Origin of the sequence: Azospirillum sp. ST 5-10, assembly GCF_051225715.1 — a bacterium.
GTDB lineage: Bacteria > Pseudomonadota > Alphaproteobacteria > Azospirillales > Azospirillaceae > Azospirillum.
The window spans coordinates 46275-60827 of the sequence record NZ_JBPJSP010000026.1; the positions used below are offsets into that span (position 1 = coordinate 46275).

The 14553-nt window shown below is 71.6% G+C and carries 13 protein-coding genes; 3 read left to right on the top strand and 10 right to left on the bottom strand.

What is annotated here, in order from left to right:
• Window positions 1–13 precede the first annotated feature (13 nt).
• From ACSBPG_RS23715 to ACSBPG_RS23730, 4 genes are all read right to left on the bottom strand, one after another.
• Entirely contained in the window at window positions 14–3094 is a 3081-nt protein-coding gene (locus ACSBPG_RS23715; protein ID WP_435539701.1) for a hypothetical protein, read from the bottom strand.
• A gap of 3 nt (window positions 3095–3097) precedes the next feature.
• Complete coding sequence (locus tag ACSBPG_RS23720; protein WP_435539702.1) at window positions 3098–3442, bottom strand: hypothetical protein; 345 nt, start codon at window positions 3440–3442, stop codon at window positions 3098–3100.
• A 35-nt stretch (window positions 3443–3477) separates the two neighbouring features.
• Window positions 3478–3750, bottom strand: coding sequence for a hypothetical protein (locus tag ACSBPG_RS23725; RefSeq protein ID WP_435539703.1), 273 nt, complete (start codon window positions 3748–3750; stop codon window positions 3478–3480).
• 126 nt (window positions 3751–3876) lie between these two features.
• Window positions 3877–4470, bottom strand: a complete 594-nt coding sequence (locus ACSBPG_RS23730; protein WP_435539704.1) for a LysE family translocator — start codon at window positions 4468–4470, stop codon at window positions 3877–3879.
• A 146-nt stretch (window positions 4471–4616) separates the two neighbouring features.
• On the opposite strand from ACSBPG_RS23730, the gene ACSBPG_RS23735 reads away from it, so the two are divergent.
• Window positions 4617–5072, top strand: coding sequence for a DsrE family protein (locus ACSBPG_RS23735; RefSeq protein WP_435539705.1), 456 nt, complete (start codon window positions 4617–4619; stop codon window positions 5070–5072).
• A gap of 10 nt (window positions 5073–5082) precedes the next feature.
• Here the strand turns inward: ACSBPG_RS23735 and ACSBPG_RS23740 are convergent, their stop codons facing one another.
• Window positions 5083–5811: a cytochrome c biogenesis CcdA family protein gene (locus ACSBPG_RS23740; RefSeq protein ID WP_435539706.1), complete on the bottom strand. Its 729-nt coding sequence runs from the start codon at window positions 5809–5811 to the stop codon at window positions 5083–5085.
• A 24-nt stretch (window positions 5812–5835) separates the two neighbouring features.
• Window positions 5836–6687 (bottom strand): alpha/beta hydrolase, encoded by an 852-nt coding sequence (locus ACSBPG_RS23745; RefSeq protein ID WP_435539707.1) that lies wholly within the window; start codon window positions 6685–6687, stop codon window positions 5836–5838.
• 88 nt (window positions 6688–6775) lie between these two features.
• On the opposite strand from ACSBPG_RS23745, the gene ACSBPG_RS23750 reads away from it, so the two are divergent.
• Window positions 6776–7330 (top strand): SoxW family protein, encoded by a 555-nt coding sequence (locus ACSBPG_RS23750; RefSeq protein WP_435539708.1) that lies wholly within the window; start codon window positions 6776–6778, stop codon window positions 7328–7330.
• On the opposite strand, the gene ACSBPG_RS23755 is transcribed toward ACSBPG_RS23750, so the two are convergent.
• Complete coding sequence (locus ACSBPG_RS23755) at window positions 7327–8271, bottom strand: LysR substrate-binding domain-containing protein (protein ID WP_435539709.1); 945 nt, start codon at window positions 8269–8271, stop codon at window positions 7327–7329. The two genes, ACSBPG_RS23750 and ACSBPG_RS23755, sit on opposite strands and share 4 nt — an antisense overlap.
• A gap of 135 nt (window positions 8272–8406) precedes the next feature.
• Between ACSBPG_RS23755 and ACSBPG_RS23760 the strand changes: the two genes are divergently transcribed.
• Window positions 8407–9636, top strand: a complete 1230-nt coding sequence (locus ACSBPG_RS23760) for an MFS transporter (protein WP_435539710.1) — start codon at window positions 8407–8409, stop codon at window positions 9634–9636.
• Window positions 9637–9830: 194 nt separating this feature from the next.
• Here ACSBPG_RS23760 and ACSBPG_RS23765 read toward each other — a convergent pair whose 3' ends face one another.
• The 3 genes from ACSBPG_RS23765 to ACSBPG_RS23775 all read right to left on the bottom strand — a co-directional run bounded on the left by ACSBPG_RS23765 (window position 9831) and on the right by ACSBPG_RS23775 (window position 14485).
• The gene (locus ACSBPG_RS23765; protein WP_435539711.1) at window positions 9831–11762 is read right to left on the bottom strand and encodes a sensor histidine kinase; all 1932 of its coding nucleotides are present in this window, start codon (window positions 11760–11762) and stop codon (window positions 9831–9833) included.
• A 4-nt stretch (window positions 11763–11766) separates the two neighbouring features.
• Window positions 11767–12426 (bottom strand): response regulator, encoded by a 660-nt coding sequence (locus tag ACSBPG_RS23770; protein ID WP_435539712.1) that lies wholly within the window; start codon window positions 12424–12426, stop codon window positions 11767–11769.
• Window positions 12427–12538: 112 nt separating this feature from the next.
• Window positions 12539–14485: a sulfatase-like hydrolase/transferase gene (locus ACSBPG_RS23775; RefSeq protein ID WP_435539713.1), complete on the bottom strand. Its 1947-nt coding sequence runs from the start codon at window positions 14483–14485 to the stop codon at window positions 12539–12541.
• Between the last annotated feature and the right edge of the window lie 68 nt (window positions 14486–14553).

A 14553-nucleotide genomic window follows, 5' to 3' on the forward strand; every position in this document is an offset into this window, starting at 1 on the left:
GTGGAGCGCACGCTCACGCCGACGCCAGCACCGTGATGTCGTTGGCCGAGAGCGTGCGGACGTTCAGGGTCGCGATGGCCACCGCGGCGCCGGCGCCCGAGCCGTCGGCGTCGAAGGACAGCGTGCCGGTGGCGGTGTCGAAGACGAACCAGTCGTCGCCGTCCGCCGGGTTGCCGAGCGCGAAGTGGGCCGCCGACAGGGTGCCGGCGGCGATGGCGCCGAAGTTCGGCCCCACCACCTCGATGCGGTCGGCGCCGGCCGTGAAGTCGGCGATGGTGTCGGCCCCCTGGTCCGGGGCGACGATGCGGAAGGCGTCGTTGCCGAGGCCGCCCGTCAGGGTGTCGCCGCCGAGGTTGCCGACCAGCAGGTCGTCGCCCTCGCCGCCGTCGAGCCGGTCCCCGTCCTGGCCGCCGAACAGCGTGTCGGCGCCGGCGTCGCCGTGCAGCACGTCGGCCCCCTGGTTGCCCGACAGCAGGTCGGCGCCGGCCCCGCCGATCAGGGTGTCCGCCCCGGCGTCGCCCATCAGGGTGTCCGCGCCGCCGCCGGCGCTCAGCCGGTCGCCGCCGCCGGCGCCGTGGATCAGGTTGTCCCAGTCGGCGTTGCCGGCCAGCGTGTCGTCACCCTGGCCGCCCCACACGGGCATCCCCTCGATCTGCCCCGCCAGCGACCCGTCGCCGCTCCAGCCGATCTGGTGGTAGGTGTTGTCGGCGCTGTCGCGGAAGACGAGGTAGTGGTAGGTGCCGTCCGCCCCCTCGGCCGGGTCGAGGATCAGGTCCTGCGACAGGTACCGCACCTCCTTCGTCCAGCCCTCCGGCAGGACGGCGGCCTCGAAGGCCGCGCGCACCTGGCTCTGGTCGGTCTGGCCGGAGGCGTGCATGATGTACTCGTTGCCCCACTCGTCGGTCACGAAGTAGCGCTCCAGCAACGCCCCGGTGGTGGCGTCGGCGGCGTAGAACTTCATGCGCTGGCCCTTGAAGTTCGCCGTCACCTTGACGACGCCCTCGTCCGGCGTGACCACCAGGTTGCCGGCGGCGTAGGCGTTGGTGATGGGAGGACGCGAGCCGGCGTAGTCGGCCGCTTCGAACGGCCACATGGCGTTGATCGCCTCCGACATGGCGGCCCAGGTGTAGCCGTCGGACGTCGTGATGTAGGTGGTGGTGCCGAGCGGCTCGCCCGGCGAGGCGAGGAACCAGGATTCGTTGAACTGCAGGTTCCGCGTGGTGTTGACGATGTAGGGCGAGGGCGCGTCGTAGCCGGCCCGCCAGACCTCCTCCGGCACCGGGTTGTCGCCGCCGCTCTTGTAGGTCGCCAGCGGCAGCGACGGGTCGACCACGAGGTTCCCGCCGTCGATGATCTCGAAGGCCTCCTCCAGCACGGCCCACTGGCCGCCGCTCTCGGTGTCCTCGGCCGCCGGGGTGAAGCTGGCGGCGTACCAGGCCACACCCTCGTAGCGGTAGCCGGCGGCCAGCGCCTCGGCGGCGTCCGTCGTGTAGAAGTGGTCGCCGCTCTCCGGCGCGTAGAACCGCTGGACGGCCGTCGCCCCTTGCGTCGGCGCGCCGTAGGCCTGGAAGGCGATGCCCTCGTCGGCGTGGAGGCCGCCCGCCAGCAGGGCGTCGCGCTCGGCCGCGTCGGTGGTGTAGAGATGGTCGCCCGTCTCGGTCTGGTAGAGGCGGTAGACGTCCACCAGGTCGACGGCGCCGCTCTCCGCCGAGAACGGCACCCCCTCCTCGCGATAGCCGCTCGACGCGGCCGCCGCCGCCTCGATCGAGCTGTTGGTGTAGAAATGGTCGCCGGAGTTCGGGTTGTAGAGGCGGAACACCACCGGCAGCCCGTCGGCGGCGTCGTAGTCGGCGATGGTCTGGGCGGCGTAGCTCACCGTGCCGAGGTCGTCGAGGCTGACGGTGATGGGAAAGGTCTGCGGTCGCGCCGGCTCGGTGTAGGTGACCCCCTCGACCGGCGTGCGTCCGGGGCCGCCGGGGTTGTAGATGTCGCTGTAGCCCTCTTCGGCGCTGGTCGGGATCTCGACCGCGGTCAGCCGGGCGATGGCGGCCTCGTCGCCGGCCAGGACGATGTCGAAGTAGTTGTCGTGGTCCTCCTGGTAGTTCGGCCCGTCGGTGACGGCGGAGCCGTCCTCCTTCTGGCCGAGCTCGGCCAGCCCGACCACCCGCACGGTGCCGACGCCGAGGTCGTAGTCGACGCCGGCCTGGTCGATGACCACCGTCTCGCCGGCGGCGTCGGTCGCCGTCAGGCGGAAGTAGCGGGCGAACTCGGTGGGCAGGAAGCCGCTGACCCCGTCCGGCGAGAAACCGCCCGAGGTGAACAGGCGCAGCCGGTACTGCGCCTCCTCGCCGTAGAGGGCGACGCCGTCGTTGGGCACCTGGTTGTCCAGCGCCGGCGGCGCGAAGTCGCCGACGCTCGACATGCGGGTGAGGCGCGCGCCCACCAGCGAGGGGCCGGCCTCGTAGGGATTGGAACTCGCCGACGACAGGCCGACGATGCTGACCGGCCCGTCGGGGCCGATCGCCATCAGCGGGGTGTCGTCGGCGACGAAGGCGACCGACACCGGGTAGACCGCCCCTTCGGTGCCGGGGGTGAGGCGGTTGCCGAACTCGCCGAACACGACGATGACGTGGCGTTCGTTGTAGTCGTAGTTCGGGTTCAGCGCCGCCACCGCCGGCGTCACCACCTCGCCCGTGTTCAGGGTGATGGCGATGTCGGTGGGATCGACCGTGCCCGGCAGCAGCGGCCAGCTCACCTCGATCGGCATCGCGTCGGCGTAGGTCGGCGCGCCGCCGAACCCCGCCCCGACGATGCCCAGCGGCGACCCCGCCGAGGTGAGGTTGCGCAGCGGCGGCACCGGGTCGAGCGACGCGTAGTCCAGGTTCACGCCGGCCCCGGCGGCGATCGCCAGGGCGAGGTCGTCGGCCGTCTGCAGGCCGGGGACCCCCATGATGCCTTCGAAGCCGAAGCCGGCCGCGAGGATCTGCGGCGTCGCCGTCCACAGGTCGGCGTTGATCACCACGTTGCGGTGGAGTTCGACGTAGGCCGGGGCGGCCGTGGCGGGGCTGGCGGCGGCCGGATCGGTCGTCGCCATGGTTCAGCGCACGCCGACGCGGTTGACCGGGCCGCCCAGGTTGGGCGAGCCGACGCCCACGCCGGGCGCCACGCCGACGCCCGGAGCGCCGACGCCGACACCCGGAGCCACGCCGACGCCGGGCGCGCCGACGCCCGGAACCACGACCGCCGGAGCGGCCGGCGTGACCACCACCGGCGCCGCCGGGGTGACGATGACGCCGCCGGGACGCACCACCGCGCCGGGGGCGACGACGCAGCCCTTGGGGATGCCGACGGCGCGGCAATAGACCACCGCCGACGACGGGAACGCGCCCGTCAGGATCGTCAGGGCGGCGGGGAGCGCCAGCAGAATGCGTGTCCGTTCCATGGGTGTCCTCCCTTTGTCCGGCCGTCGGCCGGTGGTTACTGCACGATCATCGCCAGGCACTTGCCGGCGGCTTCGGCCGCCGGGCGGGCGTCGGACCGGCTGAGCTTGCCGCCCATCACCAGGGGGCGGGTCGCCGCGCGGATCTCGTCGGCGATCTTGACGCCGGGCGCGATGCTGGGGCGCGTGGCGTCGTAGATCATCTTCGCGTCGGCCGGCAGCGCCGCCGCGCAGTTGTCCGCGGCGGCCGCGTCGGCGAGCGCCGGCGCCGGCACGAACGCCAGCAACGTCAGAAGATAGCGTGCTTTCATGGTGAGGTTCCGTCCAGCGTTTGCGTCCGCCGCCGTGCGGCCCATCCCGGGTGGCGGCGCTGGATGAACGGTAGCCAGGCATCCGGATGCGGAAAATCCCATGGATATGGGAGGCGGCGGTACCCGTCAGACCAGCAGAGCCAGGACGACCGACGCCAGCAGCGTCGCGGCGAAGGCGACGTTGACGATCCGGCTCGCGCGCGGATCGCGCAGGACGTGCGTGAGCGCCGCGCCGGCGGCCAGCCACGCCAAGTTGACGGCGACGATGATCGCCGTCAGCAGCGCCGTCTTCGCCGCGGCGTCGAGGGCCAGCCGGTCGGGCAGCAGGACGAAGCCGGAGAACAGCGCCGCCATCGCGGCATAGCCCTTCGGGTTGAGGAGCGACAGGGCGACCCCCGCCGGGAACGACGGCCGTCCCTGTCCGGCACCGGGCTCGCCCAGCGGCGGCGCCGTGGCGATGCGCAGGGCGAGATAGACGACGTACGCCGCCGCCAGGCCGATGACGGCCGGCGTCGCCCCCGGCAGCGCCAGCAGGACGCCGACGACGCCGGCGGCGGTCAGCCCCATGACCGCGACCATGCCGGCGACGATTCCCGCGAGGTAGGCGAGGCCGCCGCGGGCGCCGAACGCCGCCCCGGTCGCCGCCAGACTGAGGGTCGCGGGACCGGGGCTGCCGGCCAGCGCGCATCCCGCCAGAACGAAGCCGAGCCACCCGTCCATGCCACCGCCCCCGCCGCGCATCCCGGCATCAACATCGCATCATCCCCGGGGGCGGCGTCTTGAACGATCGTGCGCCGCCTTGGCAGCGTCCGGCCCGGGTGCGACAGTGGCACCGAGAAGAAACGATCCGCTGCGGGAGGATGCGCATGAAGGGACGACGACGCCTCTGGGCCACGCTCTGCCTGGCCGCCACGCTGGCGTCCGGGCCGGCCTTCGCCGACACGACGCTCGCCGACCCGCCGCCGAGCGTCGACCAGCCGCGGCGGATCCTCCTCCAGCTGACCAGCGACGACCCGCGGGAGATGAACAACCTGCTCCACAACGTGGTGAACCTGCAGAAGTTCTACGAGCAGGACCGGGTCCGCATCGTCGTCGTCGCCTTCGGCGCCGGCATGCAGGCGTTCTACAGGGACAGCTCGCCGGTGGCCGACCGGGTGCGCAGCCTGCTGCACTACGACGTCGCCTTCGTCGGCTGCGGCAACACCATGGCGGCGACCCACCGCACGCCGGACGAGCTGATCGAGGGCGTGCAGGTCGTCACCGCCGGCGTCGCCGAGATCGTCGAGCGCCAGCTCCAGGGCTGGGTCTACGTCCGGCCCTGAGCCGGTCCGCTCAGCCGATGCGCCCGAGCGTGGGAAAGACGTCCAGCAGGCCGTTGGCCAGGTCCGCCATGCCGCCGGTGACGAACAGCACGCCGGTCGCCACCAGCAGCACGCCCAGGATGCGCTCCACCGCGCGGGCGTGGCGGCGGAAGCGGGTCATGGCGGCGAGGAACGGGCGCGCCGCCAGGGCGGCGGCGAGGAAGGGCACGCCCAGCCCGGCGGCGTACGTCCCCAGGAGCAGCGCGCCGTGGGCGGCCCGGTCGGCGCTGCCGGCGACCATCAGGATGGTCGCCAGAACCGGTCCGACGCAGGGCGTCCAGCCGAAGGCGAAGGCCAGCCCCACCGCGTAGGCGCCGAGCGGCCCGGCCGGCCGGGCCGCGGGATGGACGCGCAGGTCCCGGTACAGCCAGCCGATCGGCAGCAGCCCCAGGAAATGCAGCCCGAGCCCGACGATGACGAGGCCGGCGAGCAGCGCCAGGCGGTCGAGGTTCATGGCCAGCCACTGGCCGGCCGCCGAGGCGCCCGCCCCCAGCGTGACGAACACCGTGGCGAAGCCCAGCACGAAGGCCAGCGCCGCCACGAACACCCGCCCGCCGCCGCGGTGCTCCCGCAGCTCGTCGAGCGACACCCCGCCGAGGAAGCAGAGATAGGGGGGCACCAGCGGCAGCACGCACGGCGACAGGAAGCTCAGGACGCCCGCCGCGAAGGCGGCGGCGAAGGGAACGTCGAATCCGTTCATTCCGTCGGCCGGGCTCCAGCGCCCTCAGGGAGCGACGAAGGCGGCGACGGCGTCGGCCGCGTCGTCGGCCGCGAAGTCGCGGAAGAAATGGTCGGAATCCCCGATCACCTGGAAGCGGACCGCCGGCGTCCCCTGCAACGCGGCCATCCGCTCCGCCAGGTCGGGCACGACCGTGTCGTCGCTGGCCGCCAGTACGAGCACCGGCACGCCGATGGCCGCCAGCAGCGCCGGCGTGTCGTGGCGCGGGTCCGCGCCGTGATAGGAGCGGACGGCGCCGGCGGTGGCCCGGCCGGGGCCGCAGTGGAGAAAGGCCGGCACATCGATCCACGCATCGTCCGCCCGGTCCCCGGCGAGGGCCAGCAGGTCGTCGGCACCGGCCGGCCGGCCGCCGGTGGGCGGCGCCAGCAGCACGGCGCGCGCCACCGGCGCCGTGCGGTCGCCGGCGAGATAGCGCGCCACCTGGTTGGCGCCGCGGGAATGGCCGAGCAGGGTGACCGGCCCGGCGCCGCGCTCCGTCAGCCAGCGCACCCAGCCGTCGATCTCCGCCACCGCATCCTCATGGCGATGGCGGTGCGGCACGCCGCAGTCGTACATCCCGCGGCGCGCGTCGAGCCCCAGGGACAGGGTCACGGCCAGCGACGACAGGCCGCGCTCCGCCAGGCGCTCCTGCAGCCCGCGGATCAGCTCCATCCCGTGATGGGCCAGCGTGCCATGCAGCAGGAGGACCGTCCCGGCGCCGAGGCCGCCGCCCGCCTCCACCAGCTCGCCGGTGACCGTCAGCCCGCCGGCGTCGCGACGCACCGCCTCCCCGAACGCCGGGACCGGCAGGAGGGGCGCCAGCACCGCCAGGACCACGGCCCACCACGCGCATCGCATCCTTGTCCTCCCGACCGCTTTCCGGCACAGTATATTAGCAACACGAACAGTAGCATCCACGAAAGTTCGGGAAAGGGGAAGGGCGATGATGAGCCGCCGGGGATTCGCGTCGGCCGCGCTGGCGCTCTGTGTCCTGGCGCCGGCGCGCGCGGGCCGTGCCGAGGCGGTGACGACGGCGGTGACGACGGCGGACGGGCTCTACACCCAGCCGTGGTTCCTGCAGAGCTTCCTCACCCTGGCGGACGATCTCGCCGAGGCGACGGCGGCCGGCAAGCGCTTCGTCATCGTCTGGGAGCAGCGCGGCTGTTCCTACTGCCGCGATCTGCACCTGGTGGCCTTCGCCGACCCGGTGCTCGCCGCCTATGTGCGCGACAACTTCGCGGTGCTGTCGCTCAACCTGCACGGCTCGCGCGTCGTCACCGACTTCGACGGCGAGGCGCTGGAGGAACGGGCGCTGGCCCGCAAGTACGGCATCGTCTTCACGCCGACCTTCCAGTTCTTTCCCGAGGACCCCGCCGCCATGGCCGGCAAGCGGGTGGCCGACGCCGAGGTGAACCGCACGCGCGGCCTGCTGGCGCCCCCCGACCTCCTCTACCTGTTCCGCCACGTCCGCGAGCGCGGCTACGAGCGCCAGAGCGGCTAAGACGCGTTCGTGCTCGGCCGGTCCGGCCGGGGGTCTGCCCGGGTCGTCACCGCGGTTCGCGTCTCTCCGACAAGCCAGTCGACGAAGCCGGCAACCAAGTTTCCGGCATCGGCCTGACGTGAAACGAGCGCGACGTAACCGGTCCTCGGAACCCGGATCTCCGGCAGCGGCGTCATCAGCCTTCCGCTGGCGATGTCGATCTCCAGCATTGGCAACGGGCCGATCCCAATGCCAAGCCCATCTTCTACCGCCTGGCGGGTCACAAAAAAGTGATCAAATATCTGGCGGGGACGCCCGGCAAGGTGTTGGAGGCCTGCCGCCTCAAGCCAGTTCGCCCAGTCGCCGGCACGGGTTTCGCTTGCGAGCAGCGTATGTCCCTCGATGTCGGCGGGCTTCAGGATCGGTCGTTGCGCGAACAGTGCCGGGCTCATGATCAGCGTATCCACATCATGCAGCACCGGAACGACGCGATGCTGAGGCCACACATGCTCCCGAGCGACGCCGCGCCGGATCGCCACGTCGACGCCGCCGCGTAATTCCTCAAGCACGGTCGAGACCGTCGAAACCGCGACTTCGACATGCGGATGGTCGGCGTGGTACCGATTGAGCCGCGGGATTAGCCAGCGCATCGCGAAGCTGGTCGGGGCGCTTACGCGCAAGATGCGGCGCGCGTTGGGCCGGCCACACGCTTCCGCCGCGACAGCCAGGCGATCGAAGGAAAGGCCGACCTCGGCGGCGAAGATTCTCGCCATCGGGGTCGCGACCATGCGGCGCCCGTCCTTCATGAAGAGCCTCTGCCCGAGCCAGCTTTCGAGCGCAGCGATCTGCCGGCTTACCGCGCCATGGGTGAGGCCGAGTTCGGTCCCGGCTTCGGCATAGCTGCCGGTCCGAGCCGCGACCTCGAAAATGCGCAAGGCATTCAAGGGGGGAAGGCGGCGCATGGGCGATCCGTGAGAAAAACGAACGGTATCCGTGATGCAAAGCATACTAGTCGATGAAATCTCACATGTATACCATGCCGTTGGAATGGCTCCAACCGAGCAATACCTGTGGCGCCCCCGAGAAAGCCATCGACTATGAAATCGCGATTTTGGCGGACTCAACAAAAGAAAAGCCTGGCGGGCGCATGCCTTGCGCACGCTCTGCACGACGGTTATACCGACGCCCTCTATGCCTTCCTGCCGGTGTGGCAGGCGGAGTTCGGTCTTTCCTATGCGGCGCTTGCCATCGTCCGCGCCCTCTATTCCGGAACGATGGGAGGACTGCAAATCCCGGCGGACCGGGTCCTCCGTGGCTTGTCGCCGCGAGCGGCGCTGATCCTGTCGACCGGCCTCGCGTCGACGGGCTTGCTGATCATGGCGTCGCCGTTCGGCTTTGCGGGTCTTTGCGTCGGCCTCGTCGTGGCCGGCATCGGATCGAGCATCCAGCACCCGTGTGGCTCGATGCTCGTCACCGCCAGTTATGGCGCGGCAACGCGACATCCGCTCGGCATCTACAACTTTTCGGGTGATCTTGGAAAGGCGGCGTTGCCGGCACTCGCCGCGGTGCTGTTGCCGATCCTCGCCTGGCAACCGGTTCTGGGGCTGATGGCGGTGCTTGGAATCGCTCTGTCGGTCGCCCTGGTGCCGCTGGTGCCGGCGGCCCCCATCACCAGGACCGCCACGACGAGGGCGGCTTCCGGCCAAGGCCGCGGCGGCTTCGGCATCCTGACGACGATCGGCGCGCTCGATACGGCGACCCGCATGGGCTATCTGCTCTTTCTGCCCTTCCTCATCCACGGACAGGGCGGGGACACGACGACGGTCGGACTCGCACTCGCCCTGCTGTTCATCGGCGGCGCGTTCGGAAAGGCGACGTGCAGCCGGCTCGGGGAGCGGCTGGGCGTCGTCGGCAGCGTCATGGCAACCGAAGCCGCCACCGCCTTGCTGATCGCGGCGACGCTGTTCACGTCGCTGACGCCAACGCTCATCCTGCTGCCGTTGCTCGGCATCGTGCTCAACGGCACCTCTTCGGTGCTCTACGGCACCGTGCCGGAGTTATCCGACGGCGATACGGGCCGGGCCTTCGCGGTCTTCTACACCAGTGTCATCGGTTCCGGCGGCTTGGCACCGATCCTCTACGGCACGATTGCCGATCACAGCACCCAGACGACCGGCGTGCTGGCCGCGGCGGCGACCGCCGCCCTGATCGTTCCGCTTGTCCTGACGCTGAAGCCCCATCTGAGCGCCTCCGCCGCGGGACCTTATGGGACAGCCGGCTTCTCCCGGCACCGGATGTTGAGGTGGATCGGCCAAGGCCGGCAATGAGCCGCCGGCGTTCCGCCGTTCCCGGACCTGCATGAACGTCTCGCCACCACATGACGGTTCTTCCAATGAACACCGTCCCCCAGGCGCCGCTGATTCTGACAACGGGTGGAGGGCGCGGCGGCCGCACGGCTGCCGCCGCCACCCGTCAGCGTGCCTCCGGGGCGTCGCTCCAAAGCGGTGATGAAGCATCCAGGCTACGCCGGCCGACCGGCGGGCGCCAGGTCGGGGAAGGCGTGCGGCAGGTCGACGACGACGCGGGTCCCGCCGGAGCCGGTCTCGATGGTGAGGTCGGCGCCGACCGACGCGGCGCGGCGGCGCATGTTGACGAGGCCATGGCCGCCCTGCCGCAGGGCGACCCCGCCGCGGCCGCGGTCGGCGACGACGATCCGCACGGAATGCTCCGGCCGCTCGGCCGGCGCCATGGCGATGGTCACCCGGCGGTCGCCGGAATGGCGCACGGCGTTGGTCACCGCCTCCTGGAGGATGCGGAAGAGGGACAGCGCGTGCTCCGAGCGCAGGCCGGCGACGTCCGGCAGCGGCGCCATCTGCCAGTCCAGCTCCATCCCCTGGGCTTCCAGTTGCGGGCCGATGCGCTCGCGGAACAGGGCGAGCATCATGGCGAGATCGCTGCCGACGTCGTCCAGCGACGCCACCACCAGGCGCAGATCGTCCAGCGCGCGGCGCGCCGACACGGCGATCTCCCGGTACTCGGCACCGCGCAGCTCGCACTGCGCCACCATGGAGACGAGTTGGCCGGCGAGCCCGTCGTGCAGGTCGCGGGTCAGGCGCAGCCGTTCGCTTTCCAGCGCGGTGGCGCGGATCTGCGCCTGCTCGCGGGCGAAACTGGCGCGCAACGCCTCCTCGGCCGCGGCCACCTCGCGGCGCAGCTTGGCGTTGAAGCGGCTGACCTCGTTGAGGGCCATGGCGTAGCGCCACATCAGGGTGCCGGCGATGGCGGTCATCACGAAGGGGGCGATGAAGCGGGAGAGGAACGCCCGCTGGTCCGGCAGCACCCCCGTGAACACCAGCACGTCATGGGCGACGACCGGCAGCACCGCCAGCAGGCTGCCGAGGATCACCCGCGCCGCGGCGTGGCCGCGCCGGAACGCCGCGTCGACCAGGATCCACACCGACAGGGCGAGCATGACGAAGCACCAGGGCAGCACCGCCGTCATCCACAGGAAGCGGAACCACGGCTGCAGTCCCGCCGGGTCGGTGGCCATGACGGCGAAGGCCGCCGTCAGCGCCGCCGGCAGCGCCAGCACCGCGGCGGCGGGCAGCGGCGGCGGCCGCCCCACCAGCGGCGCCAGCAGCAGCGGCAGCAGCGCCGCCATCCACAGCCCCGCCAGGTTCGTCACCCGCAGCAGCCACTCCGGCCACTCCGGCCCGACCAGGAAATGCGGCAGGCCCTGGAGCACGCTGAAACCGAGAACGATGCTCATCATCAGGTGCGCCCGTTCCTCGGGCCGGCCGATCCAGACGACCAGCAGCGCCAGCGCCAGCGCCGCCTGCCAGGCCACCAGCAGCCGCGGCAGCGTGCCCAACAGCGTCTCCCGGACGAGATAGGCTGGCCGCAGCGCGTCGTCCGGCCCGACATAGAGGCGATCGAGGAAGCCGCCGGGGCGGCTCCACGCCTCCAGGCGGATGTCCAGCCGGTTCTCGCCGGGCCTGAGGAGCGATCCGGGCAGCGAGGCGATCAGCGGTCCCGCGTGGTTGATGACGGCGCCGGTGCGGAAGCGCCGGGTGTCGGCGAGGAAGACGCCGTTGATCCACAGCTTGAGGCGGGTGCCGTAGGTGGGCACGTAGAGCGACCACTCCTCCCCCGCCACGGCGTCATAGCGGAAGGTGACGCGGTAGAGACCGGCGCAGGGCGCGGCCTCGGACCCGCTGAGGCAGCGGTGCGGCAGCGCCCGCATCGTGCCGTCCCCATCCGGCGCCGGCGCGTCGATGTCGGCGAGGCGGAAGAACTCCGCCTCGCCGATCGGCGCCACCGCGTCGGGTTCGGGCTGCGGGACGAGGACGAGGGCCAGCCCGGCCAGCAGCGCCGCGACGCAGGCGAGGATCAGCCCGAGCCGGCGCCGCGCCGATGCGGGTGCGCCCGGGGCCTCGGCGATCCGGCCGGCCATCGCCTCAGTCCGACAGCTTGATCAGCTTCAGCTCGACGGCCGTGAACACCGCCTCGCTGCGCGAATTGACCTCGAGCTTGCGGTAGATGTTCTTGATGTGGCTGGGCACCGTCTGCCGGCTGATCCCCAGGCGGTCGGCGATGTCGTTGTAGGTGAAGCCCTTGGCGATGCCCCAGAGGATGTCCATCTCGCGCGCCGTCAGCAGCGGCTTGGGATCTTCGGGCGGGGCCGCCGGGGCGCCGTGGACCTGGCGGATGATGTGGCGGGCGATCGAGGCGGAGATCGGCGAGCGCCCCTCCATCAGGTCGCGCACCGCGGCGATCAGGTCGATCGGCCGGGCGTCCTTGAGGATGTAGCCCGACGCGCCGGCGCGCACCGCCTCCATCACCGTGAGCTCGTCGCCGAGCACCGAGATCACCATGATCTCGGTGTCGGGATAGCGCCGGCGCACCTCGCGGATCAGCTCGGTGCCGTGGCCGTCCGGCAGCTTGAGGTCGGTGACCAGCACCGCCGGCCGCGCCCGGTCGAGGGCGTCGCGCGCCTCCGCCAGCGAGCCGGCGGAGGCCAGCAGGTCGATGCCCTCGCCGGCGGCGAGCGAGGCCGCGAGGAAGTCGCGGGTGGGAGCGTCGTCCTCCACCAGGATCACGGAAATGCCTCGCTCCACCGGCCCCCTCCCCTGCCCGGTCGCCGAACGACCGACTATAGGGGGGCCGGTCGCGGCGGCGCCATCCCATGAACAGGGGATGGCGGAGCCGGCACGCCGCTTCGGCACGGGATCAGCCGCAGCTCGTCCCGCCGCCGCAGGCGGGCTGGCCGGCGACGGTGCCGCTGGTCGGGGTCAGGCGCTTCTGGACGCACTGCTGCAGCAGCAGCGCCCGCAGCCGCGCCTCCATGACGTGGCCGGTGCCGGCGAGGTTGTTCAATTCCATCGGGTCCCCGGTCACGTCGTACATCTCGTACTCGTCGGGCGCCGGGCAGGTGGTCGTCCTGCGCTGGTAGAGCACCGGCTTGGTTCCCGCCACGTCGTCGGCCGGAACCAGGTTGCGGTCGACGACGTCGCGCACCCCGCTCTGGCCCGGCGTGCCGGGATCGCTCCAGCCCTGCGGGTTCTCGAAATAGCGGGCGTACTTCCACAGCCGCCCGTCGATCTCGGCGACCACCGCCTCGACGCTGCCGGGCTCCACCACCGAGGCGTAGTCGAGGCCGATGAAGTTGACCTGGTTCAGGCCACGGCTGGGGTCGTCGTCGGACATGTAGTAGATCGGCTCGTTCAGGGCGTCTTCCGACACCTCGCCGCGGATCAGCGGCGACAGGTCGCGCCCGACCAGCGGCAGGGCGTCGCTGAAGTCCGCGGCGATCTGCGCGCGCAGCGCCTCGGCGTCGAGGTTGGCGAGGCCCAGCAGGGTCGGCAGGAGGTCGACATGGCTGGTCGGCAGGGACAGCGTCCGCCCAGCCGGGACGAACCGCTCGTTGCGGACGACGAGCGGCACCCGCAGCGCCTCCTCGTACATCGTGTACCATTTCTGGAAGAGGCCGCCGTGCGAGCCGAGCAGGTCGCCGTGGTCGGAGGTGAAGACGACGATGGTGTCGTTCTTCTCCGGCGAGGCGTCGAGCCGGGCGATGACCTTGGCGATCTCCTGGTCGACCTTCTCGTGGAGCTGGTAGTACAGCCGGAAATAGTCCTCGGTGACGAGGGTGGGCTGCATGAAGCTGGAGTAGGAGGTGCGGTAGCTCTCCTGCACCGTCGGCTTGCGGCCGGCCAGGGTTTCCGCGCGGGACGCCGCGAACGCCTGCTCGAACAGGTCGGTGGGCACATGGTCGCCGACGGTGAAGTCGTAGGTGCCGGCGAGGTTGGCGGCGGCCCGGGCGAAGAAGCCCCACAGCGCGATGTCGTGCGGGTTGATGAACGACGCCATGATGAACCAGGGCTGGCCGGTCGGCTGGGCGTCCAGGGAGTCCAGAAGCTCGACCAACTGCTCGGCGATGCCGATGTCGCGCCCGCGCTTGCCCTGGGCGGCCGAACCGCCGCTGTTCAGCGGATTGGAGCCGTGCGGCTCCGGGCCGACCCAGCCGTCGAAACCGTAGCGGTCGAGCTGGTTGGCGACCTGATAGTACTTCTCCGCCTCCGGCAGGCGGTTGCCGTCGTCGTCGTAGGTGGCGACCTGGGTGCGCGTGCCGGGGACGTGCATGTCCTCCTCCGACACGTGCCACTTGCCCCGCCAGAAGGTGCGGTAGCCGGCGGCGCGGAAATAGTGGCCCATGGTCGGCACCGTGCTGGGGTGCAGCCAGAACATGTCGGGGTCGAAGGCCGACTTGGCGGCGCCGTCGGTCTGGCTGACGCCGTGCAGCGACGGGTAGTGCCCGGTGTAGAGCGTCGCCCGCCCCGGCACGCAGGCGATCGACCCGGCGTAGTGCCGCTGGAAGCTGGCGCCGCCCAGCGCCAAGTCGCGCTGGGTCGTCAGATAGGTGTTGCGGAACGAGCCGAGAGCCGCCGATTCATAGGGCATCGGCGCCCGCTGCTCGTCCACCATGATGAACAGGATGTTGGGGTGCGCGTTGGTCCGTGCCTGCGCCGGGCGGGCGATTCCCGGCAGCGCGCCGCTGCCGCCGCCGAGGCCGAGGGCGGCCGCCGCCGCCGCGCCGGCCTGGAGAAGGCGACGGCGGTCCGGCCGCGGCGCATCGGCGTCGGGAACGGGCGGGATCTCCGGATCCTTGGATGTCATTGCCATGCCTTTTTGACGAATGTAAACGTTGCCGCGACGGCACGGTTACTGCGAACCACCCCCGCTCT